This window comes from Amycolatopsis sp. PSD-21 (assembly GCF_055561455.1).
In genome coordinates this window covers 6763073-6788893 of sequence record NZ_CM145712.1, presented here as the reverse complement: position 1 = coordinate 6788893, position 25821 = coordinate 6763073, and the positions used below count along the sequence as shown (strand labels likewise).

The following is a 25821-nucleotide window of genomic DNA, read 5'->3' as shown; positions in this document are numbered from 1 at the left end:
TGCGGGCGCAGGGCGTCTACTGAGTCAGCCGTCACACAACGCCGCCGAACCGAGGAGCCCGAGAGTGGATTTCCTGCGCCCCAGCTCGCTGACCGAGGCGCTCGCCGTCAAGGCCGAGCGGCCCGACGCGGTGCCCATCGCGGGCGGCACGGACGTCATGGTGGAGCTCAATTTCGACCACCGCCGCCCCGGCGCGCTGCTCGATCTCAACCGCGTCACCGAACTCGCCGAGTGGAGCGAGAGCGACGGCAGGATCCGCCTAGGCGCCTCGGTGCCCTACGTCCGGGTGATCGCTGAGCTGGGTGAAGTTCTGCCCGCGTTGGCGATGGCCTCGCGCACCGTCGGCTCGCCGCAGATCCGCAACCGGGGCACCGTCGGCGGCAACCTCGGCGCCGCCTCGCCCGCCGGGGACACTCATCCCGTCTTGCTCGTGCTCGGCGCCGAGGTCGAGGCCGCCTCCGTCCGCGGCACCCGGCTGATCCCGGCCGAGGAGTTCTACCTCGGCGTGAAACGCAACGCCCTCGAACCCGACGAGCTGATCACCGCGGTGCACCTGCCAGCCGAGGTCGGCCCTCAGCAGTTCGCCAAGGTCGGGACGCGCAACGCGATGGTCATCGCGGTCTGCTCGTTCGCGCTGGCCCTGCACCTGGACACCCGCGAGATCCGCGCGGCCGTCGGGTCGGCGGCGCCGACACCGCGCCGTGCGACCGCCGCCGAAGAGTTCCTCGGTGCCGAGCTTCCCTGGTCCACCAAGGCTTCGATCACCGATTCCGTCAAACGCCGGTTCGGCGAGCTGGTCTCCCAAGCGGCGTCGCCGATCGACGACGTCCGCGGCAGCGCCGACTACCGCAAGCACGCGCTGTCCGTCCTGGCGCGGCGAACGCTGACCTGGGCGTGGAACGACTTCCAGAAGGGTGAACGCGAGTGCGCGTGAACGTGACGATCAACGGTGAGTCCCGCCAGGCCGACGACGTCTGGGAGGGCGAAAGCCTGCTGTACGTCCTCCGCGAGCGGCTCGGCCTCCCGGGCTCGAAGAACGCCTGTGAACAGGGCGAATGCGGCTCCTGCACGGTGTACCTCGACGACGTCCCGGTGTGCTCCTGCCTGGTCGCGGCCGGTCAGGTCGAAGGCCGCGAGGTGCGCACGGTCGAAGGGCTCGCCGAGGGCGACAAGCTGGACCGCGTCCAGCAGTCCTTTGTGGACGCGGGTGCCGTCCAATGTGGCTTCTGCACGCCCGGCCTCGTGGTGGCCGCGCACGATCTGCTCAACCGCGTCGAAAACCCCGCCGACGAGGAGATTCGCGAGGCGCTGGCGGGGAACCTCTGCAGGTGTACCGGATACGAGAAGATCCTCGACGCCGTCCGGTTGGCCGCGACCAGGGGAGAGACCACGTGAAGACCGTCATCGAGAACGCCGCGATCGCCACCGTCGACGGAGCGGGCACCGAGCACTCCTCGGGCCACGTCGTCATCGAGAACGACCGGATCGCGGCGGTCGGCGCGGGGAAGGCGCCCGACGGCGAGTACGACGAACGCGTCGACGGCTCCGGCTGCCTGGTCACGCCCGGTCTGATCAACACCCACCACCACCTCTACCAATGGGCCACGCGCGGCCTCGCCGCCGACCACACGCTCTTCGAGTGGCTGGTCGCGCTGTACCCGGTCTGGGGCAGGCTCGACGCCGAGATCACGCACGCGGCGGCCACGGCCGGCCTGACGCGGCTCGCGACCACCGGCTGCACCACGGTCGCCGACCACCACTACGTCTTCCCGCGCGACGGCGGCGACCAGGTCGAAGCCCTCGCCGCCGCCCGGATCCGGGTCGGCGTGCGGTTGCACGTCGTCCGCGGCTCGATGGACCGGGGCGAGTCGCACGGCGGGCTCCCGCCGGACAACCTCGTCGAGGAGACCGAGGCCGCGCTGCTCGGCACCGAGGCCGCGATCGAGCGGTTCCACGACGACTCCGCCGGCGCGCATCTGCAGATCGCGGCCGGCCCGTGTTCGCCGTTCTCGGTGAGCGAGCGGCTGATGACCGGCGCGGCGGAATTGGCGCGCCGCAAGGGGGTGCGGCTCCACACCCATCTCGCCGAGACGGTCGACGAGGAGAAGCAGTGCCTCGCCGAAGTCGGCTGCACCCCGGCCGAATACGCCGACAAACTCGGCTGGCTCGCCGACGACGTCTGGCTCGCGCACTCGATCCACCTCGCCCCGGAGGCGATCCGGCGGATGGGTGCCACCGGCACCGGTGCGGCACATTGCCCGACGTCCAACGGGCGGATCGGCGCCGGGATCGCCCCCGTCCGGCAGCTGCTCGACGCCGGGGTTTCGGTCGGGCTCGGCGCCGATGGCGCGGCGTCCAACGAATCCGGGGGCCTCGGCGAGGAACTGCACCAGGCGCTGTTGCAGGCGCGGCAGCGCGGCGGACCGCGCGGGCTGACCACGCGTGAGGCCCTGTGGATGGGCACGATGGGCGGCGCGCGCTGCCTCGGCCGCCAGAAGGATCTGGGTTCGATCGAGGTGGGCAAGCTCGCCGACCTCGCGGTCTGGAACCTGAACGGCCTGAACTACGCCGGGATCACCGATCCGGTCGCCGCACTGGTGCTCGGCACGACCCCGCCGGTCGAGCGGCTGTACGTCGGCGGCGCGGCCGTCGTCGAGGGCGGAACGCTGCGCGAGGAATCCGAAGACGAGATCGCCCGTGAGCTGGCCGTGGCCAGCGCGCGGCTGAGGGAGACGGTATGACCACCACTGAAGTCTCCAAGCAGGCCACCGGGAACGGGGTGGGGACTAGCCCGCAGCGGCCCGACGGCACGGTCAAGGTCCGCGGCGAGTTCGCCTACTCCTCGGATCTGTGGCACGAGGACATGCTGTGGGGCGCGACGCTGCGCAGCCCGCATCCGTACGCGCGGATCACCGGCATCGACATCACCGAAGCCCTTGCGGTGCAAGGGGTGTACGCGGTGCTGACCCATGAAGACGTGCCGGGCGTGAACAAGTACGGCCTGGAGCACGCGGATCAGCCGGTGCTCGCCGTCGACGTCGTGCGTTACCAGGGCGAGCCCGTCGCGCTCGTCGCCGCGGACCACCCCGAGACCGCGCGCCGCGCGATGAAGCGGATCAAGGTCTCCTACGACGTCCTCGAACCGGTGACGGACTCGGAGAAGGCCGCCGCCGGCGAGGGAGCCGAGCTGCACCCAGGCGGGAACGTCGTGCGGTACGCCAAGATCCGGCACGGCGACCAGTCGGTGAAGGCCGACGTCGTGGTGTCCGGGGTCTACGAGGTCGGCATGCAGGACCAGGCCTTCCTCGGGCCGGAGTCGGGTATGGCGATCCCGGACACCGAAGGCGGCGTCGACCTTTACGTGGCCACGCAATGGCTTCACGTGGACCAGCAGCAGATCGTCGCCGCGCTGGGCCTGCCCAAGGACAAGGTGCGGCTGACGCTGGGCGGGGTCGGCGGCGCGTTCGGCGGCCGCGAGGACCTCTCGATCCAGGTCCACGCGTGTCTGCTGGCGCTGCACACCGGCAAGCCGGTCAAGATGGTGTACAACCGCGAGGAATCCTTCTACGGTCACGTGCACCGCCACCCGGCGAAGATGTACTACGAGCACGGTGCCGACAAGGACGGCCGCCTCGTCTACGTCCGGGCGAAGCTGTACCTGGACGGCGGCGCGTACGCGTCGTCCACCGGCGCGGTGGTCGCGAACGCCGCGACCCTCGGCGTGGGCCCGTACAATGTGGACAGTGCTTCGGTCGATTGCTGGGGCGTGTACACCAACAACCCGCCTTGCGGTGCGATGCGCGGTTTCGGCGCCGTGCAGGCGGGCTTCGCGTACGAGTCCCAGATGGACAAGCTCGCCGAGGCGTGCGGCCTCGACCCGGTCGACATCCGGATCCGCAACGCGATGGCCGAAGGCAGCGTCATGCCGACCGGGCAGATCGTCGACTCTGCCGCCCCGGTCGCCGAGTTGCTGGAACGCCTGCGCGCCAAACCGTTACCGGTCACGCACGAGGAACTCGACCTGCGCCGCATGCCCGGCGGTGTCTCCAACACCACGCACGGCGAGGGCGTCGTCCGCGGGGTCGGCTACGCGGTCGGCATCAAGAACATCTGCTTCTCCGAGGGTTTCGACGACTACTCGACCGCCCGCGTGCGGCTGCAGCTCGTCGGCGGCGAACCCGCGGCGACCGTGCACACCGCCGCCTGCGAGGTCGGCCAGGGCCTGGTCACGATCATGCAGCAGATCGTGCGGACCGAACTCGGCATCGACCAGGTGACGATCCTGCCGATGGACACGAACATCGGCAACGGCGGTTCGACCTCGGCCTCCCGGCAGAGTTACGTCACCGGCGGCGCCGTGCAGGCGGCGTGTGTCGCGGTGCGTTCCGGGCTGCACAAGCATCTGGCGGCCAAGCTCGCCGCGGACGGGAAGCTGAGCGTCGTCGCGAACAAGGTCGTCTCCGCCGACGGCAGCGTGCTCGCGGACCTCGCCGACGTCCTCGGCGACGAGGTCTTCGACGAGACCGTGGAATGGCGGCACCGGCCGACCGTGCCCATCGACCCCGAGACAGGGCAAGGGAACGCGCACGTCCAGTACGGCTTCGCGGCACACCGCGCGGTCGTGGACGTCGACACCGAACTCGGCCTGATCAAGGTCGTCGCGCTCGACTGCGCGCAGGACGTCGGCAAGGCGCTCAACCCGCAGGCGGTGCTCGGCCAGATCCAGGGCGGTTCCGCGCAGGGGCTCGGGCTCGCGGTGATGGAGGAGATCCAGACCGACGGCGGGAAGATCCGCAACCCGTCGTTCACCGACTACCTGATCCCGACCGTGCTGGACATGCCGCCGATGGACATCGACGTCCTGGAACGGCCCGACCCGAACGCGCCGTATGGTCTGCGCGGGGTCGGGGAACCGCCGACGATCTCGTCCACCCCGGCGATCGTCGCGGCCATCCGCGCGGCCACCGGGCTCGCGCTGCCCCGCGTCCCGGTGCGTCCCGAACACCTCACCGGCACCTGAGAATCCGTACTTTCCCGAGCTAGGAGCACATCCGTGGGTACCCGTCTGTCCATTTCGGAGTCCGACGAGCAGAAATGGCTCGCCGAAGCCGTCCGGCTGGCCACCTCGAACGTCGAGCGCGGCGGCGGACCGTTCGGCGCGATGATCGTCCGGGACGGTTCGGTGCTGGCCACCGGCACCAACCAGGTGACGCCGACGCTGGACCCGACGGCGCACGCCGAGGTGGTCGCGATCCGCGCGGCCTGCCAGGCTATCGGCGACTATAAACTCGACGGCTGCGTCCTCGTGACCTCCTGCGAGCCTTGCCCGCTCTGCCTTTCCGCCGCGCTCTGGGCGCGTGTCGGCAAGGTCGTCTACGCCGCGGATCGCCACGACGCGGCCGAGGCGGGCTTCGACGACCGCGAGTTCTACGACCTCTTTTCCCGTCCGCGCGAGACCTGGTCACTACCCGTCGGCCAGCTGTCCCTTCCGGACTCTTTCGCGCCTTTCCAGGCCTGGCTGTCGAAACCCGACAAGAAGGCTTACTGATCCAGGTGAACCCGCGACCGTTATCGCGTCGCCAGGGCACTCGTGCTCGAAGCGACGTGTCAGGTGTGAAGAGGCGCCCTGCCGCCGCGATAACGGGGTCTTCGACCGGGGCGGGTTCACGTCGTAGTCGGCTGGTTCGGCTGCCACAACTGCTCCGCCGACCGGCTTGCTGAGCGAATCTTCCCGCCCCACAACGTTGTGGAGTAGGCATGACCCAATTAGGTACCGAGCGTCCCCACCTGCCCTCGCCCGAGCCGGGGCGGCTGTCCGGGCTCGACCGCTGGTTCAAGATCTCCCACCGCGGCAGCACGATCGGCCGCGAGGTGCGCGGCGGGATCACCACGTTCGTCGCGATGTGCTACATCGTGCTGCTCAACCCGCTCATCCTCGGCGCGTCGGCCGACATCACCGGCGCGAAGCTGACCACCGAGGCGATCACCACCGCGACCGCGCTGGCGGCCGGCGTCACCACGATCCTGATGGGACTGGTCGGCAACGCGCCGCTGGCGCTCGCGGCCGGTCTCGGCGTCAACGGGGTCGTCGCCTTCCAGATGGCTCCGGCCATGACGTGGGCGCAGGCCTTCGGGCTCGTCGTCCTCGAAGGCTTCTGCATCGTGCTGATGGCCGTTTCCGGTGTCCGGGAACGGATCATCAACGCGATCCCGATGGCGCTCAAGGTCGCGATCACCGTCGGCATCGGCCTCTACATCGCGCTGGTCGGCCTGGTCAGCGCGGGATTCGTGACCAGGACACCGGATTCGGCGCAGTCGACGGTGCCGGTGCGGATGGGGATCGCCGGCCATCTCGAAGGCTGGCCGATCGCGATCTTCTGCCTCGGGCTGCTGCTGATGATCGTGCTCGTGAGCCGCGGCGTGCCGGGCGCGGTGCTGATCAGCATCGCGGTCGCGACCGGGCTCGCCGTGCTGGTCAACAGCGTGTTCCACGTCGAAGGCTGGGGGCTGGTCGAGCCGAAGGTGCCCGACCAGGTCGTGGCGCATCCCGACTTCAGCCTGCTGGGCGACATCGACCTCTTCGGCGGCTTCGGGTCGGCGGGCGCGGTGACGGCGGCGGTGTTCCTGTTCACGCTGGTGCTGTCCGGGTTCTTCGACGCCATGGGCACGATCACGTCCGTCTCGGAGGAGGCGGGGCTGGTCAAGAACGGCAAGGTCGAGGGGATGGGCCGCATCCTGCTGGTCGACGGCGCGGGCGCGCTGGCGGGCGGCGTCACCGGATCGGCGCCGAACACCGTGTTCCTCGAATCGGCCGCCGGCGTCGGCGAAGGCGCGCGGACCGGGCTGGCGAGCATCGTCACCGGCGGGTTGTTCACCGCCACGCTGTTCCTGACGCCGATCGCGGCCATCGTCCCGGCGCAGGCCGCGGCGCCCGCGCTGGTGGTCATCGGCGGGATGATGATGGCGCAATGCGCGCGGATCCCTTGGCGGGACCTGGATTTCGCGATCCCGGTGTTCCTGACCATCGCGCTGATCCCGTTCACCTACTCGATCACCAACGGGATCGGCGCCGGGCTGGTCGCCTACGTGCTGATCAAGATCTGCAAGGGCAAGATCCGCGAGATCGGCTGGATCCTCGGGATCCTGGCCGCGGTGTTCGGGGTGTACTTCGGGATCGAAGGGATCATGTCGTGGTTCTGATGTTCCTCAACGGCGGCGGGATGCGTGGCGGCCCGCTGCACGAGCAGTTGCAGGGCGCGCCGTTGTGCTGCGTAGCCCGATCCGCGCCCAAGTACCACTACTACTCCGTGGGCGACCGGTTCCCGGCCATGCACGAGGGCGGTTCCGCGTCGGTCGTGGGCGAGGTCTACGACCTGCCGCTCACCGTGCTGCGGGATCACCTCGTCCCGGCCGAACCGCCGGAACTGGAGCTGGGCGTCATCGAACTGGAGGACGGCGCGGCCTGTCTCGCCACCGTCCTGCGTTCGTCCTATGTGGACTCTCCGGAGCTGACCGACATCTCCTCCGTCGGCGATTGGCGTGCCTACCTCGCGTCCCGCTAGTGGTCCGTGAAGGCCTCTTTCCCAGGGAAAGAGGCCTTCACGGAACGTCAGAGCACGAAGACGAGGTCGCTCGCCGCCGCGTGGAACATCTCGGGCGCGCCCGCGTAGAAGGCCCGCCAGGCGCCGGGCTTGCGGTGTTCGGCCGAAGCCGCGAAGGCCCAGGTGGTGCCGTTCCAGGTGGCGGTGACCGTCGCCGCCGTGGTCCAGCGGTAGGTGCTGAACGAGAAGTACTGGAGCTCGACCGGGATCGGGTTCGCGGTGTACCGGCCGGGGAACTCGATCGTGCCGGAGCCGGTCACCGCCCTGGCCGCGTCCCGGCCCGCCGCGAACGACGTGATCTTCGCCGGGTGGAGCACGACGATCTTCGCGGTGTCGGCGCTCGAGTTCGCGATCGACGGGTCGGTGGAGAAGAAGTCGGCGCGGTAGTTGCCGGTGCGGATCGGGGTCAGCGTCGCGCTGTACGCACCGGCGGCGTCGGTGACCGGCTTGGCCTGCGCTTCACCGCAGAAGCCGTTGAAGCAGAACGAGATGCCCACCTCGGCGCCCGCGATCGGGGTGGCGTCGGCCTTGGTGAGCTTCCCGGAGATGGTGACGGTCTGCCCGGCGTCGATCTTGGTGCTGCTGGTCGTCGTGGTGAGGGTGGACGGCTGGGCCTCGGCGGCGGTCGCGGGTACCGCGCCCGCGGTGAGCAGCGCGGCCGCGGCGATGGTGCCGATCACGAGCTTCCTGATGATCATGGGCTCCCCAAACGGATTCCGGTGTTGGCGACGGCTAGGTCGGCCGGAAGCCGTGGTGCGTTGCGGGAAAATCCCGGTGTTCAGGATTCCGCCGTCGGTGCTTCACGCATCCGGGAGCAACGTGCGCGCGTACGCCACCGACGAGGCACCCGCGACCTCGAGCGCTTCGGTGTTACGCAGCGAACGGCTCAACACGAACGCTCCTTCGAGGCTGTTCACCAAAGCGATGGTGAGGCGCCGCGCGGCTTCGGGTTCGAGGCCGTACTTGCCCAGCTTCTCGGCGCCGGTCTCGATCCACGCCGTGAAGACGTCGGCCGTCGCGATCCGCAGCTTCTCGTTGGTGCTGGCGACCTCCAGCGCGACCGTCGCGATGGGGCAGGCGTCGGCGTAGTCGGTCGCCTTCAGCGTCTCGGCGGCGCTGGCGAAACACGCCTCGATACCGTGGACGAGGTCCGGCTCGTCGGCGAAGAAGATCTCGAACAGCGCGAGGTACATCATCCCCGAAGTGCGGATGACCTCCTCGCCGAGCTGTTCCTTGCCGCCCGGGAAGAAGTGGTACAGCGAGCCGAACGGCGCGTTCGCCGCCTCGACGATCTGCTTCACCCCGGTGCCGGTGTACCCGTTGCGCCGGAGCAGCTCGGCGCCGGCGTTCACGATGCGTTCCCGCGTTCCAGTCACGCCTCCCATGATAGAGCGTTCTATCAAGTTTCGATGGTCCCTTCGACCTTGGTTCACCTTCCGGCGCTACCTGCGGTCGATGTTCGCCCGGTGTGCCCGGCCCTAGCGTCGTGAGCCGTTGGGAAACCAAGGAAGAAGGGGGAAGTGCATGAAGCGGTTCTTGGCCGCCGGGTTGCTCCCGGTGATCGTGGGCGGGCTGCTCGCCGGAGCCACACCGGCTTCGGCGAGCGTCCCGGCGCACTACGCCGACCAGAAGCTGGATTGGCATCCCTGCGCGGCGGAGGAACTGGTCACGCTGCCGCCGGGCACCGACATCAGCGGGCTCGAATGCTCGACGTTCCGCACACCCCGGGACTGGGATCGTGCGGACGAGCGGCAGGACCTGACCATCGCGGTCAGCAGACTGAAGGCCACCGGCACCTCGACGGCCTCGGTGCTCACCAACCCGGGCGGGCCGGGCGGTCCCGGGCGCTGGTTCCCGGTGACGTTCCGCGGCCAGGAGAAACTGCGCGAGCACCAGGACATCATCGGCATCGACGTGCGCGGGACCGGCAAGAGCACCAACGTCACCTGCCGGGGCACGGCCGATCTCATCCGGCAGCTGGATCCACGTGACCGGGATCCGCGCAATCTGAACCAGATCCTGGCGAACGCCGAGCACGTGGCCAGGTCCTGCCAGAGCGCCGGCGGCGAACTCGGCCCGCTGATCACCACCCACCAGACGATCCGGGACTTCGATCTGCTCCGCGACCTGCTCGGCCGCGAGAAGATCAACTGGGTCGGCTATTCCGGCGGGACCTGGCTGGGAGCGCATTACGCGCAGCAGTTCCCGCAGCGGACCGGGCGGTTCGTGCTGGACTCCGCGACGGAGTTCACCACGGACTGGCAGAAGACGTTCGACCGGCAGCCGGTCGGGTTCGAACGGCGCTGGCGGCAGGACTTCCTGCCGTGGATGGCGCGGTACGACGCGAAGTACCATTTCGGCACCAACGGTGAAGAGGTCCGGCAGAACTACGAGCGGGTCCGTTACGCCTTGTCCCGCAACCCGCTGAACGGGAGCGGGCCGATGGAACTCGACACCGCCATCATCTACATGCTGTACAAGAAGGCGACCTTCCCGGCGCTGGCCGATCTGCTGGTCAAGATCCGGGACGCGATGGAGAACCCGGCGGCCAGGGCCGAGGCGAAGGCCGCCGTCGACGCGGCGGGTGACCACCCCGACGCGCAGGACGCCACCTTCTGGAACACCCTCTGCGGTGAGGGACGTTTCATCGGCACCCGCGAATCGCTGATCCGCGCCTCACAGCGGAACCTCGATCGCGGTCTGCTCCTGGCGGGTGGCGGCACGCTGAACGCCTCGGTCTGCCTGTTCTGGGACAAGGAACCCCGTCCGCTGCCGAAGATGGACGGCAAGGGGGTCCCGCCGGTGCTGATCGTGCACTCCGAGCACGACCCGGCCACGGCGATCGAGGGCGCCAGGAAGGCGCACGCCGGGTTCGCGAACTCGCGGATGCTGACCGTGACCGGTGAGGGTGACCACGGGCTCTACGCCGACGGGAACCCCAAGCTGGACGAGATCGTGGACGCCTACCTGGTCGACGGGGTGGTCCCCGCCGACCAGAGCGTCCCCGGGATGCCGCTACCGGTGCCGGCTCCCTAGCGACGCCGGGCCGCCTGCTCCCAGTGTCGCGAAAGCCACTTTCGAGACGCCAGACGTCCCGAAAGTGGCTTTCGCGACGTGCCCGCTGCCCTAGAAGGCGGCGAGGGTGTGCCAGGCCAGGCCCGGATCCTCGGCGTCGTCGCGGAGGACCACACCCTCGATCAGGCCGTACGGACGGTCGGCGGCGTAGAAGACCTCGTTGTCGTTCTTCAGCCCGAACGGTGACAGGTCGACCAGGAAGTGGTGCTTGTTCGGCAGTGAGAGCCGGACTTCGGCGACCTCTTCGCGTTCCTTGAGCACAGCCTCTCCCATGGCGTACAGCGTCTGCTGCAGGGAGAGGCTGTGCTTGTCCGCGAAGGTCTCCAGCAGGATCCGCCGGACCTCCGCGTGGCTCGTGGCCCAGTCGATCCCGTCGCCCTGGTAACGCCAGCGCGCGGTCACGGCGGTCGCGAGGATCCGGTCGTTCGTCTCGGCCAGCGTCGTGTACTCGTCGCGCGGGAAGCCGTGGAACTCCGAGCCGGTCGACTTGAGCACCACGAGATCGTCCAAACCGGACACCACCCAGGCCTGGTCGCCCTGCACGGTCACGGCGGTCGTCCGCTTTTCGCTGCCCGCCTGGGAGAACGCGTGGTCGTGGCCGGAGATGCGGTTCCAGCCGTGTTCGTCGATCAGGATCCGGGCGCCGGTGATGTGCTCGAACGAGCCGACGAAATGGCGTCCCAGCCGCAGCGCGAAGTCCTCGATCTCGCCGACCGGGGCTTCCTTGGCGAAGGCGTAGACGGTGTTCTTCTGGGTGTCGGTCGCGACGACGTCGGCGTTGTCGCCGGTGAGATGCGTGGCCGCGAGGTCGCCGCGAAGCGACGTCGAAACGGTGAGGTCCTTGAGGTGGTGGACGGTGCCTTCGCGCTGGACGGTGACGAGCCGGACTTCGGCCTTGCCGTACTGGTTGGGGCCCAGGGTGATGGCCACGGGCGATCAGCTCCCTCGATAGGTGGAATAGGCGAACGGGCTCAGCAGCAACGGCACGTGGTGGTGCTCGGTCCCGTCGGCGATGCGGAAGGTCAGGGTGACTTCGGGGAAGAAGGAGTCCGGGCCGAGGTGGGCGCCGGTGTCGAAGACCAGCCGGTAGACCCCGGGTTCCAGGGTGTCCGGGCCGAGGTCGCGGATCCGGCCGTCGGCGTCGGTCCGCCCTTCGGCGACGGGTTCGCCCGTGCCGGTTTCGAGCCGGGCCCCGACGCCTGCCGCCGGCCGTCCCGCGGCGGTGTCGAGGATGTGCGTGGTCACGAGGCTCATGCCGTCACCGCCTTTTCCAGCCGCAGCGCGGCGATCCTGGCCAGCTCTTGACCGGCCACTTCGAGTTCCTTTTCGGGATCGTTCGACAGCCTCGAACGCAGGTTTTCCAGCAGCTCGGCGCCGCTCCGGCCGCTCGCGCAGACCAGGAAGACATGCCCGAACGTCGCTTCGTACTCGGCGTTGGCCGCGGCGAACTCGCGTGCCGCGTCACCGTCCACACCGGACTGTTCCGAGCGCGACCAGCCCGCTTCGGTGCTCTTCCCGTCCGCTTTCTCCCCGATCCGGGGATGGGCGGCCATGGCGCGCCGGACCTCTTCGGGACGCAACGGGGTGAGCGCCCCGGCCGCGGCGAGCAGCGCGGCGAGGTCGGCGTACGGGCGCCTGGCCAGCAGGGTCTCCACCCAGCGCGGGACGTCGAGGCAGGCGGTCAGCGCCGGCCGGACGTCCTGTGCGGGAGCCTCGTTGAACTCTCGAATGGTGAGCGGCACGGGAACTGACGGTACGGCGACGATTCCGCCGCCGTCAACATTTTGTTGAATCAGCTCTTCAGTCTTGGTCCCGGTTGAGGTAGTTGTAGACCGTGAACCTCGTGACCCCCAGCGCCTCGGCGACGGTCGACACCGACTTGCGGAGGCCGAACGCGCCGCGTTCCTTGAGCAGCCGCACCGCGCGCTGCTTGGCGGCGCGGTCGAGGGTGTCGAGTCTGCCGCCGAGTTCGCGTTCGACGTCGCCGATGAGCCGGGCCAGCGCGCTGTGCAGTTCGACGGCGGGCTCGCTCGTTTCGTCGCCGACCTGCCGGAGCTGGAGGGTCACGCGGGTGGCGCCGCCGTTCAGTGCCGCCCTGGCGATGGCGGGGAGCGCGTCGAGGAGGGCGTCGGCGTCGCCGCGGACGAGCGTGCCGAGCGGGCCGAAATCGGCGGAGAGGCCCGCGTCCTCCGCGGTGTCGCGGGCTTTGACGGCGTGTTCGGGTGGCGGACCCTCGCCGTGGAACGGTTCGCTGGTGAACTCGGCTTCTAACTGCACCCAGCGAAGGTAGCGCCGCCCGGGCTCGTTGACGAGCAGGGTGGCCGGAGTTAATGTCGGAGTGCGAAACCTCGATTCCACTCAGTGGAAGTTGGAGGCTCTAGATGGACTTGGTGATCAAAGCCGCCCGAGCCGTGACGGCCGCCGGCGAGGTACCCGCGACCGTCGGTGTCGACGGGGGCCGCATCGTCGCGGTGGAGCCCGCCGGAGCCGATCTGGACGGCGAGCGGGTACTCGAACTCGGTGACGACGTCGTCCTGCTGCCGGGCCTGGTGGACACGCATGTGCACGTCAACGACCCTGGCCGCACGGAATGGGAGGGGTTCGCTTCGGCGACCCGCGCGGCCGCGGCGGGCGGCGTCACCACGATCGTGGACATGCCGCTGAACAGCCTGCCGCCGACGGTCGACGTCGCGTCGCTGGAGGTGAAACGCAAGACCGCCGAGGGCCGGGTGCACGTCGACGTCGGCTTCTGGGGCGGCGCGATCCCCGGCAACCTCGCGGACCTGCGCGGCCTGCACGAAGCTGGAGTGTTCGGCTTCAAGTCCTTCCTGCTGCATTCCGGGGTCGACGAGTTCCCGCCGCTGGACGCGCGCGGGCTCGAAGAGGCGATGACCGAACTGCGGACCTTCGACGGCATGATCATCGTGCACGCGGAGGACTCCGACGCGATCGACCACGCGCCCGACCCGCATGGCGAGAAGTACGAAGACTTCTTGCACTCGCGGCCGCGCGGCGCGGAGAACGTGGCGATCGCGCAGGTCATCGAGCTGGCCAGGAAGACCGGCGTCCGCGCGCATATCCTGCATCTGTCCTCTTCGGACGCGCTGCCGATGGTCGAGAGCGCGCGGCGCGACGGCGTGCGGCTGACCGCCGAGACCTGCCCCCACTACCTGAGCTTCACGGCGGAGGAGATCGGCGACGGCGCCACGCAGTTCAAATGCTGCCCGCCGATCCGCGAGGCCGGGAACCGCGAACTGCTGTGGAAGGGCCTCGCGGACGGGGTCATCGACTGCGTGGTGACCGACCATTCGCCCTGCACGCCCGAGCTGAAACGCTTCGACAGCGGCGATTTCGGGCTCGCCTGGGGCGGGATCGCCGGGTTGCAACTCGGCCTGCCGGCCGTCTGGACTCAGGCGCGGCAGCGCGGTTTCGCGCTCACCGACGTCGTCCGCTGGATGGCCGAACATCCGGCCGCACAGGCGGGGATGAAGCGCAAAGGACATCTCGCCCCCGGCTACGACGCCGACTTCAGCGTGTTCGCCCCCGACGAGGCGTTCGTCGTCGACGTCGCGAAATTGAAGCACCGCAACCCGGTCAGCGCCTACCACGGACGGCCGCTCGCCGGTGTCGTCCGGAGCACGTGGTTGCGAGGCGAGGAGATCACCGGTGAAGACCCGGCAGGCGTTCTGCTGACCCGGGGAGACTGCTGAGATGGAGGATGCCGTGAACGACCGTCCTGAGTGGACAGCCCTGCCCGATCTGGCCTCGCGCAGGTTCGGCGGGACCGTGATGTGGGCGACGGACGAGTTGTTCGCCGAGAAGGAGAACCTGGTCAATCCCTGGGTTCCCGCGCATCGGGCGGAGACCTTCGGTCCCAAGGGGCAGGTCTACGACGGCTGGGAGACCCGGCGGCACCGCGAGCCCGGCGACGATCAGGCGGTGATCCGGCTCGGCCTGGCGGGCGCGATCACCGGCGTCATCGTGGACACCGCGTTCTTCAAGGGCAACTACCCGCCGTTCGTCTCGGTCGAAGCGTGCGCCGTCGACGGCTATCCCAACGCCGCCGAACTGTCCGAAGCGGACTGGGACGTGCTGGTGAAACGCGGTGCGGCGGCGGGGCACACGGAGAACTTCTTCGAGGTCGGTGGGAGCAAGCGCTACACGCACATCCGGCTGACCATGCATCCGGACGGCGGGGTGGCCCGGCTGCGGGTGCACGGCACACCGATCCCGGACCCGCGGCTGCTCGACCTCGGCGCACTCGACCTCGCCGCGCTGGAGAACGGCGCGGTCGTCACCGGCTGCAGCGACATGTTCTATTCCTCGCCCAACAACCTCTTCTCGCCGGGGCTCGCCGCGCATCAGGCCGAGGGCTGGGAGACCGCGCGGCGCCGCGACGACGGGAACGACTGGGTCACCGTGCGCCTCGCCGGCGCGGGCGTCGTCCGGTTCGCCGAACTGGACAACAGCAACCTCAAGGGCAACGCGCCGGGCTGGGCGTCGCTGAGCGGCCGGGACGGTGACGGCGAATGGGTCGAACTGCTGCCCAAGACGCGGTTGCAGCCGGACACGCGGCACCGGTTCGCCCTCGCTGAGGGACCCGAGGTGACCGAGGTCCGTCTCGACATCTATCCCGACGGCGGGATGGCGCGCCTACGGCTCTTCGGGGCGCTTTCCGAACGAGGCCGCGCGGATCTCACTTCCCGTTTCGAGGCGGCTCAGGGCTGAGCGCCGGGCCGGTTCAGATACGCGGAGAACAACGAGAGGACGGTGCCGATCGAGAAGATCGCGGTGAGCCACCAAGCGCCGCCGATGGACAGGTTCCACACCAGGGCACCCACCATGAGCACCGCCATGACGATGTTCCTGATCTGCAGCGGCGTCGGTTTGGCCATGCCGCCACCCTCTCACGGGCCTGGGCGGGCCCTGGTCAGGGGGCGGACTGGCGCCGTGAGCTGATCACCCCGGTGTTGAAACCGGCGAGGTGGAGCCCGCCGGCGAACCGGGCGTGTTCGATCTTCACGCAGCGGTTCATCACCACGTCCAGCCCCGCCTCCTTGGCGAGGTCGGCGACGGGCTCGTGCCACAGGCCCAGCTGAAGCCAGAGCGTGCGCGCTCCGGCCTTGACGACCTCCTCGGCCACGCCGGGGAGGTCGTCGTGCTTGCGGAACACGCTGACCAGGTCGGCCTCGCCGGGCACGTCGGCCAGCGACGGGTACACCGGCCGCCCGAGGAGCTCGTCCAGCCGCGGGTTCACGAAGTTGACCTCGTACTTGCTGGAGGAGAGCAGGTACGTCGCGACGACGTAGCTCGGCCGCGCCGGGTTGTTCGAGGCGCCGACGATGGTCACCGACTTCGTGCGCGAAAGGATGCGGCGGCGTTCGACCGCGCCGACGTCGTAGGTCATCCCGCCACCGCCTTGCCGAGTGCCTGGTCGAGATCCCACAGGATGTCGTCGACGTCCTCCAGCCCGACCGACAGGCGGATCAGATCCGCTCCCACGCCCGCCGCGCGCAACTGGTCTTCGGAGAGCTGCTGGTGGGTGGTGGACGCCGGATGGATGACCAGCGTCCGCGCGTCCCCGACGTTCGCCAGATGCGACAGCAGCTCGACGGAGTTCACGAACTTCTCCCCGGCCGCGCGGCCGCCGTCGACACCGAAGGAGAACACGGCGCCCGGCCCGGCGGGCAGATACTTCTTCGCGCGATCGTGATGGGGATGGTCCGGCAGGCCCGCGTAGTTCACCCAGGCCACCCGGCTGTCGTTCGCGAGGTACTCCGCGACGGCCCGCGCGTTGGCGACGTGGGCGTCCATCCGCTGCGGCAGCGTCTCGACCCCCTGCAGCAGGAGGAAGGCCGAATGCGGGGAGAGGACCGCGCCGATGTCGCGCAACTGCTCGGCGCGGAGCCGGGTGCAGAAGGCGTACTCGCCGAAGTTCTCCCAGTACTTCAGGCCGCCGTAGCTCTCGACGGTCTCGGTCATCCGCGGGAACTTCCCGTTGCCCCAGTCGAACTTCCCGGACTCGACGACCACGCCGCCCAGCGTGGTCCCGTGCCCGCCGAGGAACTTCGTGGCCGAATGCAGCACGATGTCCGCACCGTGCTCGATCGGGCGGCACAGGTACGGCGTCGCCAGCGTGGCGTCGACGACCAGCGGGATGTCGTGCGCGTGCGCGAGCTCGGCCAGCCCGGCGATGTCGGCGATCCCGCCGCCGGGATTGCCGATGACCTCGGTGAAGATCAGCTTCGTCCGGTCGGTGATCGCGGCCGCGTAGTCCTCGATGCGGTCTCCGTCGACGAAGGTGGTCTCGATACCGAAGCGGCGCAGCGTCCCGGTGAGTTGCGTGACCGTCCCGCCGTAGAGCCCGCCCGCCGACACGATGTGGTCGCCCGCCTCGGTGAGGGCGGAGAAGGTCAGGAACTCCGCGGCCTGGCCACTGCTGGTCGCGACCCCGCCGATCGCGCCTTCGAGACTGGCCAGCCGCTCCTCGAAGGCCGCGACCGTCGGATTGCCGATGCGGCTGTAGATGTTGCCGTACTTCTGCAGCGCGAACAGGTTCGCCGCGTCGGCCGCGTCCTCGAAGACGAAGCTCGTGGTCTGGTAGATGGGCACGGCGCGGGCGCCGGTCGCCGGGTCGGGCGTCCCGCCCGCGTGCAGGGCGCGGGTGCGGAAGCCCCAGGTGCGTTCACTCATCGCGCCCGACGCTACCTCGGGTCCCACTCCGTGACCATCGTTCCCAGCCCGTGGCTACCCGTCGTCGCGCGTTACCCGAGCGCGGCGCGCAGCCGCCGGTCCCGTTCCTCCGGGGTCTGCCGCGGGCAGCTGGTGCACTTGGGGTTGCCCGCCTCGTAGATCAGGCAACAGGAAGCACGGCGCACCACGGTGTTCCGCCCGATCCGGGAGAACCGCGGCTCCGGCATCCCGAGCCCGATCGCGGCCACGAGCGGCCCCGCCAGCTCGATCGCTCGTGCGGTGTCGCCGGTCCACAGCAGGCGGTTGCCGATCGAGTCCGTCGCGATCGCGCCCAGCGCGCGCGGATTCGCCCCCGTGACGGCCGAGATCGTGCCGATCGCCGTGCTCAGCGTCCCGGCGAACGCGGCACCGAGTTCGGCGAGGCCGCCGTCGAGGAGCCGTGACGATCGGGCGCCGGTGAAACGGCCGTCCGGGACGAGGTCGATCGTGACGGCGTCGAGCGACGGGTCCAGCGGCTCACCACGTACGAGCGACTCGACGGAGGGCGCGACGAGGACGGAAGACAGCGAGTACCACCAGATCGTGCCGAGCACTTCGGGCCGCGAACAGCCGTAGAGCTTCGCGGCGCCGCCGATGCGGGCGCCGACCCATGCGGCGTCGGCGAGCAGGGTCGCGGGTGCCTCCATCAGGGCACCGGCCGGTACAGCGTGACGCTGAACGAGGTGGTGACGTCCATCGGCGCGGTGATCGCGTCGAGGCGTTCACGGCGGCCGTCACGGTGCAGGTGGTGCGCGCTCGGCCCCATCTCGACCACCTGGCGGATCTGGGCGGGCGCCAACGCCACCTCCTGGGTGACCTCGTGCCGCTCCACCCGGGTGAAGCGTTCGCCGAGGGTGTCCTCCAGCCGCGCCTCCTTGCCGCCGTCGACGGAGATCACCAGATCGCCCAATTCCCGGAGGTGTCCCGGGTTCGGCGTCGCGACGACCAGCAGCCCGTCCGCGGTCAGGACGCGGTGGAACTGCGGGGCGTTGCGGGGCGCGAAGACGTTGAGGATCAGCGACGCGCTCGAATCCGCCACCGGCCAGGGTTCCCACAGATTCCACACGGCCGCGCCCGCGCGCGCGTGCGCGCGGGCGGCCCGGCGCAGGGCGACGGCGGAGACGTCGAGCGCCAGTCCATAGGCGGCGGGGACGGCGTCGAGCACATGCGCGAGGTAGTACCCCGTGCCCGCTCCGGCGTCGATGACCATCCCGTTCTCGACGTGATCCGAAGCCACCTTCGCGAGGGCGTCGGCGAGGGGCAGGTAAACACCGGAAGAAAGGAGGTCGACGCGGGCCGCGACCATCGGCGCGGTGTCCGCCGTGCCGGCCGGGATGCGCGCATGCAGAAGATTGACGTAACCCTGCTTCGCTACGTCGAACGAGTGGCCCCGGTCGCAACGCACCGTGCGCTCGGTTAGCCCGACCGGGTCACCGCAGACCGAACACCGCAAGGACCGGACGATCGCCGGTGGCAGGGGGTCATGGCCGGAAACACGCGCGTTCATGGGCCTATTCGACCACGAGGTTTCGCAACCGGACAGAACGCACCAGGTCAGCGGAAACCTGGCCGTAACAACGCCGTACCGACAGTTCACGCGGGTGAAACCTGAATCGCCGCCCGAGGAAACACCGCGGTCCAAAGATTCCTGCGCAGTACACCCCAGGCACGGGAGGAAGATTGTGCTGAACGCAGGAGACACCGCATGGGTGTTGATCAGCGCCGCGCTGGTCATGCTCATGACACCGGGACTGGCGTTCTTCTACGGCGGCATGGTCCGCGCGAAGAGCGTCCTGAACATGTTGATGATGAACTTCATCGCGCTCGCCGTAGTCGGTGTCCTCTGGACGCTGTACGGCTTCACGATGGCGTTCGGCAACGACATCGGCGGAGGATTGCTCGGTAACTTCGACTTCGCCGGGCTCACGGACATCTCCGGCAAACTCGCCGGGTTCGCGACCGCGGCGACGAGCACCACGCCCGAGGTCGCCTGGCCCGGCGCGGACGCGTTGCCGCTGTTCGCCTTCGTGATGTTCCAGCTGATGTTCGCGATCATCACGCCCGCGCTGATCTCCGGTGCCATCGCCGACCGCGCCAAGTTCTGGGGCTGGACGCTGTTCGTCGCGGTGTGGGTGACCATCGTGTACTTCCCGGTGGCGCACTGGGTGTTCTCGTTCAACGGCTTCATCGGCGCGGATTCGGTCGGCGGCTGGATCGCCAACCAGCTCAAGGCGCTCGACTTCGCCGGCGGTACCGCGGTCCACATCAACGCCGGTGCGGCGGGTCTGGCGTTGGCGATCGTGCTCGGCAAGCGCAAGGGCTGGCCGAAGGGCACCGGACGCCCGCACAACGTCCCGTTCGTGCTGCTGGGCGCCGCGTTGCTGTGGTTCGGCTGGTACGGCTTCAACGCCGGTTCGTCGCTGGCCGCCAACGACCTCGCCGCCGTCGCGTTCACCAACACCACCGTCGCGACCGCCGCCGCCATCCTCGGCTGGCTGATCGTCGAGCAGATCAAGGTCGGGAAGCCGACCACCCTCGGTGCCGCGTCCGGCGCCGTCGCGGGTCTCGTCGCGATCACCCCGGCGGCCGGTTTCGTCAGCCCGCTGGGCGCCATCGCCATCGGCCTCGTCGCCGGTGCCCTGTGCGCGCTGGCGATCAGCCTCAAGTTCCGCTTCGGCTTCGACGACTCCCTCGACGTCGTCGGTGTCCACCTCGTGGGTGGTCTCGTCGGCACGCTGCTCATCGGTTTCTTCGGCACCACCAGCGTCAACTCGCTCGGCGTCGACGGCCTGTTCTACGGCGGCGGCCTCGGCCAGCTCGGCAAGCAGGCGCTCGCGGCGGTCGTCGTCCTCGGTTACTCGTTCGTGCTGACCTTCGTCATCGGCTGGGTGATCAAGAAGCTCGGCGGGTTCCGCGTCAGCGCGGAGGACGAGGTCAGTGGTATCGATGAGGCCCAGCACGCGGAGAGCGCGTACGACTTCACCGGTTCGGGCGGCGGCCTCGGCCAGCCGAGCTCCATCCCGGTCAAGCCGTCCTCCGGAAACGCGGCCACGAAACTCGAGGAGAGCAAGGCATGAAGCTGATCACCGCGATCGTGAAGCCGTTCACGCTCGACGACGTCCGCTCCGCGCTGGAGCAGCTGGGCGTGCTCGGCATGACGGTCAGCGAGGTGCAGGGCTACGGCAGGCAGAAGGGCCACACCGAGGTCTACCGGGGTGCCGAGTACTCCGTGGACTTCGTGGCGAAGCTGCGGGTCGAGGTCGTCACCGACGATTCCAACGTCGAGAAGGTGCTCGACGCGATCACCACCGCCGCGCACACCGGCAAGATCGGTGACGGCAAGATCTGGGTGACGCCGGTGGAGACGGTCATCCGGGTACGCACCGGCGAACGCGGCTCGGACGCCCTATAGGCGTCACGGATGGCCGACGGGGGTGAACTGGTCAAGGCCACCGAGCGGTTGCTCGAGGGCAGGCACGGAAGGCTGGGGGCGTCCGCGTTGCGGGCGGCCCTGGTCGACCTCTACGAATTCTGGTTGGGCAAGGGCGCCGCGGCGGCCGGCGTCGACACCGCTGAACCCGGTGTCGCGCTGGCCGCCGTCGGCGGCCTGGGGCGCAGCGAGCTGGTGCCCTTCTCCGATCTCGACCTTTTGTTGCTGCACAACGGGAACTCGCGGGTCGGCGAGATCGCCGACGCCATCTGGTACCCCTTGTGGGACGCCAAGATCGGCCTCGACCACTCGGTGCGCACTCCGGGTGAGGCACTGAAGGTGGCGTCCGAGGATCTGCGGACCGCGATGGGGCTGCTCGACATCCGCCACATCGCCGGGGACGCCGAGATCACCGCCAGGCTGGCGGCCGCGGCGCGGGACCAGTGGCGGCGGACCGCCCGGAAACGGATGGACGAACTGTCGGACGCGGTGCGTCAGCGCTGGGCCCGCAGTGGCGAGATCGCGCAGTCCGCCGAGCCGGATCTCAAGCACGGGCGGGGCGGGCTTCGCGATTTCGCCGTCCTGGAAGCGCTTGCGGCGGCGCAGCTGACGGCGAGACCCGGCGAGGAACTGCTGGCGGCGAAGAGCCTGCTGCTCGACGTCCGGACCGAACTGCGCCGGGAACTCCGCCGGGAGCGGGACATCCTCAGTGCGCCGGAGGCCGAGACGGTCGCGGGTGAGCTCGGGTTCGGCGACCGGTTCACCTTGGCGCGCAAGCTTTCCGGCGTCGGCCGGACGATCGCGTACGCGGTGGACGTGGCACTCCGGTCCACTGTGGAACCACCGAAGACGCGGTTCGGGCGGCGGCCGGCGCGGACGCCGCTCGACGAAGGTGTCGTCCTGCACGGCAACGAGGTCGCCCTGGCGCGGGACGCGGTGCCCGCCAAGGATCCGGCCCTGCTGCTGCGGGTGGCCGCGGCGTCGGCGCGGATCCGGAAACCCATCGCGCACGGGACCCTGCGGGCGCTCGCCGACACCGCGCCCGAACTGCGTGCGCCGTGGCCGGCCGACGCCCTCAAGGCGCTGGTGGAACTGCTCGGCGCCGGTGAGGGACTCGTCGACGCCGTGGAAGCGCTGGACCGCACCGGCCTGTGGGCGCGCCTGTTCCCCGAATGGGGGGCGGTGCGGGATCTCCCGCCGAGGTCGCCGGTGCATTCCTGGACCGTCGACCGGCATCTCGTGCGGGCCGCGGTCGAGGCGTCGAAGCTGACGACCACCGTTTCGCGGCCGGATCTGCTGCTGATCGGCGCGCTGCTGCACGACATCGGCAAGGGCCGTGACGCGGACCATTCCGAACTCGGCGCGAAGATCAGCGCACAGGTGGCGGCCCGGCTCGGGCTGCCGGAGGCGGACGCGGCACTGGTGTCGGCGATGGTCCGGCATCACCTGCTGCTGCCGCACACCGCGACGCGGCGGGACATCAGCGATCCCGCCACGATCCAGCGGGTGACGAAGACGCTCGACGAGAACCTGGTCCTGCTGGAACTGCTGCACGCCCTGACGACGGCCGATTCGCTGGCCACCGGGCCGGGCGTGTGGACGGACTGGAAGGCGCGCCTGCTCGCCGAACTCGTGTCCGGTTGCGAAGAAGCGTTGCACGGCAAGGGTTTCGTGCCGCCGGAGCCGATGGGGGCCGAACAGCGGGAGCTCGTCGCGGAGGCCGTCGCGTCCGGCCGTGGCGAGGTGCGCATCACCGCCGCGGGCAAGGTCGTGACCGTGGTGCTGGCGGTCCCGGCCCGGGCGGAACTACTGGCGCCCGCGGCCGGCGTGCTCGCGCTGAACTCGCTCGAGGTCCACGCGGCGGTGCTGCGCGGGCACGACGGGGGACGGGCGGGAGTCTTCACGGCGTCGCCGAAGTTCGGCTCGCTGCCCGACGTCACCCTGTTGCGTGAGCAGTTCGCGCGGGCGGTGGCCGGGACGCTGCCGCTCACCCAGCGGCTCGCGGCGAAGGAACGGGACTACGGCGGAGGGGAGCCGCCGTCCGCGGGAGCGAAGGTGATCTGGTTCGACGACGAGACCAGCGGGCACGACACGGTCGTGGTCGAACTACGGGCCGCGAACCGGATCGGGCTGCTGTACCGGGTCGCGGGCGCGCTGCGCCGGTGCGAGGCGGAGGTGCGCTGGGCGAAGGTGGCCACGCTCGGTGGCGCCGTCGTCGACTCGTTCGCCGTCGCGCCGCGGGCGGGCCGCGTCGACCAGGAGTGGCGGTCGAGGATCGAAGCCGCGCTGCTGGCGGCAGCTTCCTGACGTTCGGGGTGTCGCGCGAATCGCGGAGGGTAGCGGTGGCAGGATGTGCGCGGTCGAGACCCGAAGGAGCCGGAGGGGCGGTGAGCACGTGCTCGACCACGAGCAGGACTCGCCCGGACCGCAGCGGATCACGCTTCCGCCGACGGTCGTGGCCTCCCATCTCCGTGCGTGCGCGGACGACCTCGCCGTCTCCCTCACCGCGTCCGGCCCCGCCGCGACCGTGCCCGAACTGCTCAAGGTGGTCCGGCACCTCGTCGCGGGGCAGCAGGCGCTGGCCATCGCGCTCGAAGGCATGGCGGGCCGGGTCGAAGGCGGCGGCGAAGGCGCGCTGGCCACCGCGCCGATGGTCGACGTCGAGGTGGTCGCCGAAGTGCTCCGTGCGGCGGCCACCGCTGTCGACTGTTCGGCGGAGGCACTCGCCGAATCCCGTCCGTCATTCGAATGTGTGAGCGAATCGGTCGCCCCTGACACCCGTTTGTAGCTGTCCCGCCCCTTCGGCGCGTGGATACGCTGACCAGGCGGAGGTGGGCGATGCGAGCGGTGTGGAAAGGCACGATCGGATTCGGGACCTACGCCATTCCGGTGAAGGCGTACAGCGCGACCGAAGAGCACAACGTCCCCCTCCACCAGGTGCACGAGCCCGACGGCGGCCGGGTGCGGGTGAAGTGGGTCTGCGAGGTCGACGGCGCCGAGGTGCCCGCGGCCGAGATCGCCAAGGGGTATCCCGTCCCCAACGGCGACGTCGTCCTGCTGACCTCCGGGGATTTCGCGTCGCTGCTCCCGCCGACCACCCAGTCGATGGACGTCGTCGGCTTCACCCCCGCCGAGCAGGTCGACCCGATGTACTTCGCGCGCAGTTACTTCCTCGAGCCGGAGCCTGCCGGCACCAAGCCTTACGTGCTGTTGAGCGAGGCGCTGCAGCAGTCCGGGCGGATCGCGATCGTGAAGGTGACCTTGCGGCAGCGCGAAACGCTGGGCGCGCTGCGCGTGCGGGACCAGGTGATCCTGCTCGAGACGATGCTGTGGCCCGACGAGATCCGGCGGCCCGAATTCCCGTTCCTGCACGAGGACGTCGACCTGCGGCGCGGGGAGCTGCGGAACGCGGTCTCGCTGATCGAAGACCTCACCCGGGATTTCGACCCCGGCCGGTACACCGATCACTACCGTGAGGCGCTCGAAGCACTCATCCAGGCCAAGCTGGACGGCGACGACGTTCTGCGGCCGACCGCCGCCGAACAGTCCGAAGGCGTGACGCGGCTGCTGGCGGCATTGCAGCAGGGCCCGGTCGGGAAAGCCCAGGAATCAGCGGACAAGGCGCGCGAGGCGCGGACGCGGGCGAAGCGGGCTGCGTCGTCGGCGTCGTCTGGGTCGTCGGCCAAGACCAGTTGAGTAGATCTACTCAGGGTGAGTTGGGGGTCTTCACGCTGCCGTGACCCCAGGGTGACCGGGCATGGTTATGTCATCGCGCGGAGAGAGCGCGGGCAGCGAATCGCCTGGTACTGGGGGTCCGGCGATACCGAGTCCCCGCGAAGCTCGCCAAGTGTGCTTACGGTCGGCTCGCGGGGAGGCGAGCCTTCCGTAGGGGCTCCGGTACCGGTCTGCGAGGGGCGACCGGTCCCGGAGCCCTGTTTCGCGGCCCGTCTCAAAGCCGTTTGGCCGCGCGGAACGCCTTGGCGTAAGTCCCTTCGCCGTCGATCAGCGACACGCCGCCGGCGTCGCCGAACGTCGGCCCGTTGGCGACTTTGCGGCTGGACAGCACTCGCCGCTTGCCGTCGTTGTCGATGCCGAGGTAGATCCCGGTGTGCGACACGCGCGGCCCGAGATGCGGCTCCAGATTGAAGAAGAGAATGTCGCCGGGCTGCAGTGCCGAGTAATCCGTCGCCTGTTTCCCGATGTCCGCGACCACCGGCGTTCCCGGCCCGAGTTCCGACATCGCCCAGGCACGCCGCGGCAGCCCCGGCCCCTTCGTGTTGGTACCGAGCAGCGGGTAGCCCGCGCGGTAGCCGTAGACCATCCGCACGAAACCGGAGCAGTCGAGCGAGCCGAACCGCGCGGGCTCGGCCTTCTCGTGCTTGTCGGGGAAATCCCAGTCGACACCGAGGAAATCGTAGAAGTCCGACTTCTCGAGCCGTCCCTCGGCACTGTCGGGACCGAAGGTCGCGTCGCCCGCGATCCGGAGCTTCTTGGACCTCTGGGCCGCCGAGCCGTCGGTGTACTGCAACGCGATGGCGAGGAGGTCCGGCGAGGTGTCACTGACGGCCTTGGGCAGCCAGTCGCGTAACCAGGGTTCCTTTTCCGCGCCCTCCCGCCATACCTGCGGCGCGAACCGGACCCAGGCCGACGAGGTGATCGTGGCCTCGGTGAACTTCGGCTCGGTGAAGGTCCGGCTCCGGCCGGTCAGCAGGACCGTGCGCGAGCCGTCGGTGAACGACGCCAGCTGGGTGCCGGCGGAATCCCGGACGATCGTCCTCGCCGGGGCGGCGAGCCGTTCGTACGAATACCCGCCCACCGCGGCCGCACCCGGCGCCCCCGCGGAGGCGGACATGGCGGTGATGTCCTGGTTCTCCTGCTTCGCGACGTAGAACGCGGCCGTGCCGGACACACCGATCACCGCGACCAGGACACCGATCCGGATTGCCTTGCGCATCACCGAGTCCCCTTCTGTTGGTGAACCCG

At 69.7% G+C, this 25821-nt stretch carries 27 protein-coding genes; 15 read left to right on the top strand and 12 right to left on the bottom strand.

Annotated features, from left to right (window positions below; genetic code table 11):
* Positions 1 to 64: 64 nt before the first annotated feature.
* The 7 genes from ACZ1DY_RS31795 to ACZ1DY_RS31765 all read left to right on the top strand — a co-directional run bounded on the left by ACZ1DY_RS31795 (position 65) and on the right by ACZ1DY_RS31765 (position 7562).
* A complete protein-coding gene (locus ACZ1DY_RS31795; protein ID WP_126733438.1) occupies positions 65 to 934 on the top strand; it encodes an FAD binding domain-containing protein in 870 nt (289 codons plus the stop codon).
* Positions 925 to 1395, top strand: a complete 471-nt coding sequence (locus ACZ1DY_RS31790) for a (2Fe-2S)-binding protein (protein WP_125673221.1) — start codon at positions 925 to 927, stop codon at positions 1393 to 1395. The genes ACZ1DY_RS31795 and ACZ1DY_RS31790 overlap by 10 nt, the downstream gene beginning before the upstream one ends.
* Positions 1392 to 2741: an 8-oxoguanine deaminase gene (locus ACZ1DY_RS31785; RefSeq protein ID WP_465481835.1), complete on the top strand. Its 1350-nt coding sequence runs from the start codon at positions 1392 to 1394 to the stop codon at positions 2739 to 2741. Before ACZ1DY_RS31790 ends, ACZ1DY_RS31785 begins: the two co-directional genes overlap by 4 nt.
* The gene (pucD, locus tag ACZ1DY_RS31780; RefSeq protein WP_465481834.1) at positions 2738 to 5020 is read left to right on the top strand and encodes a xanthine dehydrogenase subunit D; all 2283 of its coding nucleotides are present in this window, start codon (positions 2738 to 2740) and stop codon (positions 5018 to 5020) included. The genes ACZ1DY_RS31785 and pucD overlap by 4 nt, the downstream gene beginning before the upstream one ends.
* 33 nt (positions 5021 to 5053) lie before the next feature.
* Positions 5054 to 5548 (top strand): nucleoside deaminase, encoded by a 495-nt coding sequence (locus ACZ1DY_RS31775; RefSeq protein ID WP_126733435.1) that lies wholly within the window; start codon positions 5054 to 5056, stop codon positions 5546 to 5548.
* Positions 5549 to 5757: 209 nt separating this feature from the next.
* Positions 5758 to 7200, top strand: coding sequence for an NCS2 family permease (locus ACZ1DY_RS31770; RefSeq protein WP_126733434.1), 1443 nt, complete (start codon positions 5758 to 5760; stop codon positions 7198 to 7200).
* On the top strand, positions 7191 to 7562 hold the full coding sequence (locus ACZ1DY_RS31765; RefSeq protein ID WP_465481833.1) for an allophanate hydrolase-related protein: 372 nt from the start codon (positions 7191 to 7193) through the stop codon (positions 7560 to 7562). Before ACZ1DY_RS31770 ends, ACZ1DY_RS31765 begins: the two co-directional genes overlap by 10 nt.
* Before the next feature lie 47 nt (positions 7563 to 7609).
* Here the strand turns inward: ACZ1DY_RS31765 and ACZ1DY_RS31760 are convergent, their stop codons facing one another.
* Together ACZ1DY_RS31760 and ACZ1DY_RS31755 are read right to left on the bottom strand one after the other, a co-directional pair.
* Positions 7610 to 8299, bottom strand: a complete 690-nt coding sequence (locus ACZ1DY_RS31760) for an Ig-like domain-containing protein (protein ID WP_465481832.1) — start codon at positions 8297 to 8299, stop codon at positions 7610 to 7612.
* A 102-nt stretch (positions 8300 to 8401) separates the two neighbouring features.
* On the bottom strand, positions 8402 to 8986 hold the full coding sequence (locus ACZ1DY_RS31755) for a TetR/AcrR family transcriptional regulator (protein WP_257485177.1): 585 nt from the start codon (positions 8984 to 8986) through the stop codon (positions 8402 to 8404).
* A gap of 139 nt (positions 8987 to 9125) precedes the next feature.
* On the opposite strand from ACZ1DY_RS31755, the gene ACZ1DY_RS31750 reads away from it, so the two are divergent.
* Positions 9126 to 10637: an alpha/beta hydrolase gene (locus tag ACZ1DY_RS31750; RefSeq protein ID WP_465481831.1), complete on the top strand. Its 1512-nt coding sequence runs from the start codon at positions 9126 to 9128 to the stop codon at positions 10635 to 10637.
* Between the two features lie 90 nt (positions 10638 to 10727).
* On the opposite strand, the gene pucL is transcribed toward ACZ1DY_RS31750, so the two are convergent.
* From pucL to ACZ1DY_RS31730, 4 genes are read right to left on the bottom strand one after another with little or no spacing between them, the layout of a single operon-like run.
* Complete coding sequence (gene pucL / locus ACZ1DY_RS31745) at positions 10728 to 11606, bottom strand: factor-independent urate hydroxylase (RefSeq protein ID WP_034310855.1); 879 nt, start codon at positions 11604 to 11606, stop codon at positions 10728 to 10730.
* Positions 11607 to 11612: 6 nt separating this feature from the next.
* Entirely contained in the window at positions 11613 to 11930 is a 318-nt protein-coding gene (gene uraH / locus ACZ1DY_RS31740) for a hydroxyisourate hydrolase (protein ID WP_465481830.1), read from the bottom strand.
* On the bottom strand, positions 11927 to 12418 hold the full coding sequence (gene uraD, locus ACZ1DY_RS31735) for a 2-oxo-4-hydroxy-4-carboxy-5-ureidoimidazoline decarboxylase (protein WP_465481829.1): 492 nt from the start codon (positions 12416 to 12418) through the stop codon (positions 11927 to 11929). Before uraD ends, uraH begins: the two co-directional genes overlap by 4 nt.
* Positions 12419 to 12476: 58 nt before the next feature.
* Entirely contained in the window at positions 12477 to 12953 is a 477-nt protein-coding gene (locus ACZ1DY_RS31730) for a helix-turn-helix domain-containing protein (protein WP_126733427.1), read from the bottom strand.
* Between the two features lie 104 nt (positions 12954 to 13057).
* Between ACZ1DY_RS31730 and allB the strand changes: the two genes are divergently transcribed.
* A complete protein-coding gene (gene allB / locus ACZ1DY_RS31725; RefSeq protein ID WP_257485180.1) occupies positions 13058 to 14386 on the top strand; it encodes an allantoinase AllB in 1329 nt (442 codons plus the stop codon).
* A gap of 1 nt (position 14387) precedes the next feature.
* The gene (gene alc / locus ACZ1DY_RS31720; protein ID WP_465481828.1) at positions 14388 to 15404 is read left to right on the top strand and encodes an allantoicase; all 1017 of its coding nucleotides are present in this window, start codon (positions 14388 to 14390) and stop codon (positions 15402 to 15404) included.
* On the opposite strand, the gene ACZ1DY_RS31715 is transcribed toward alc, so the two are convergent.
* The 5 genes from ACZ1DY_RS31715 to ACZ1DY_RS31695 form a co-directional block, all read right to left on the bottom strand.
* Entirely contained in the window at positions 15395 to 15571 is a 177-nt protein-coding gene (locus ACZ1DY_RS31715) for a hypothetical protein (RefSeq protein ID WP_340687324.1), read from the bottom strand. The two genes, alc and ACZ1DY_RS31715, sit on opposite strands and share 10 nt — an antisense overlap.
* A 35-nt stretch (positions 15572 to 15606) precedes the next feature.
* Entirely contained in the window at positions 15607 to 16083 is a 477-nt protein-coding gene (locus ACZ1DY_RS31710) for a CoA-binding protein (protein ID WP_465481827.1), read from the bottom strand.
* Positions 16080 to 17369: an O-acetylhomoserine aminocarboxypropyltransferase/cysteine synthase family protein gene (locus ACZ1DY_RS31705; RefSeq protein ID WP_465481826.1), complete on the bottom strand. Its 1290-nt coding sequence runs from the start codon at positions 17367 to 17369 to the stop codon at positions 16080 to 16082. Before ACZ1DY_RS31705 ends, ACZ1DY_RS31710 begins: the two co-directional genes overlap by 4 nt.
* Before the next feature lie 71 nt (positions 17370 to 17440).
* Positions 17441 to 18055, bottom strand: a complete 615-nt coding sequence (locus tag ACZ1DY_RS31700) for a (2Fe-2S)-binding protein (RefSeq protein ID WP_257485184.1) — start codon at positions 18053 to 18055, stop codon at positions 17441 to 17443.
* Positions 18055 to 18915 carry a putative RNA methyltransferase gene (locus ACZ1DY_RS31695; protein ID WP_465481825.1) on the bottom strand — a complete coding sequence of 287 codons (861 nt, stop codon included), beginning with the start codon at positions 18913 to 18915 and terminating at the stop codon, positions 18055 to 18057. The genes ACZ1DY_RS31700 and ACZ1DY_RS31695 overlap by 1 nt, the downstream gene beginning before the upstream one ends.
* A gap of 175 nt (positions 18916 to 19090) precedes the next feature.
* Here ACZ1DY_RS31695 and ACZ1DY_RS31690 point away from each other — a divergent pair, with 175 nt between their 5' ends.
* From ACZ1DY_RS31690 to ku, 5 genes are all read left to right on the top strand, one after another.
* Entirely contained in the window at positions 19091 to 20485 is a 1395-nt protein-coding gene (locus ACZ1DY_RS31690; RefSeq protein ID WP_257485186.1) for an ammonium transporter, read from the top strand.
* Entirely contained in the window at positions 20482 to 20820 is a 339-nt protein-coding gene (locus ACZ1DY_RS31685) for a P-II family nitrogen regulator (protein WP_020630602.1), read from the top strand. The genes ACZ1DY_RS31690 and ACZ1DY_RS31685 overlap by 4 nt, the downstream gene beginning before the upstream one ends.
* A 9-nt stretch (positions 20821 to 20829) precedes the next feature.
* Positions 20830 to 23145, top strand: coding sequence for a [protein-PII] uridylyltransferase (locus ACZ1DY_RS31680; RefSeq protein ID WP_465481824.1), 2316 nt, complete (start codon positions 20830 to 20832; stop codon positions 23143 to 23145).
* A gap of 88 nt (positions 23146 to 23233) precedes the next feature.
* On the top strand, positions 23234 to 23626 hold the full coding sequence (locus ACZ1DY_RS31675) for a hypothetical protein (RefSeq protein ID WP_126733419.1): 393 nt from the start codon (positions 23234 to 23236) through the stop codon (positions 23624 to 23626).
* A 50-nt stretch (positions 23627 to 23676) separates the two neighbouring features.
* Positions 23677 to 24534 (top strand): non-homologous end joining protein Ku, encoded by an 858-nt coding sequence (gene ku / locus ACZ1DY_RS31670; RefSeq protein WP_465481823.1) that lies wholly within the window; start codon positions 23677 to 23679, stop codon positions 24532 to 24534.
* 253 nt (positions 24535 to 24787) lie between these two features.
* Here ku and ACZ1DY_RS31665 read toward each other — a convergent pair whose 3' ends face one another.
* A complete protein-coding gene (locus tag ACZ1DY_RS31665; RefSeq protein ID WP_257485189.1) occupies positions 24788 to 25792 on the bottom strand; it encodes a C40 family peptidase in 1005 nt (334 codons plus the stop codon).
* Positions 25793 to 25821 lie beyond the last annotated feature (29 nt).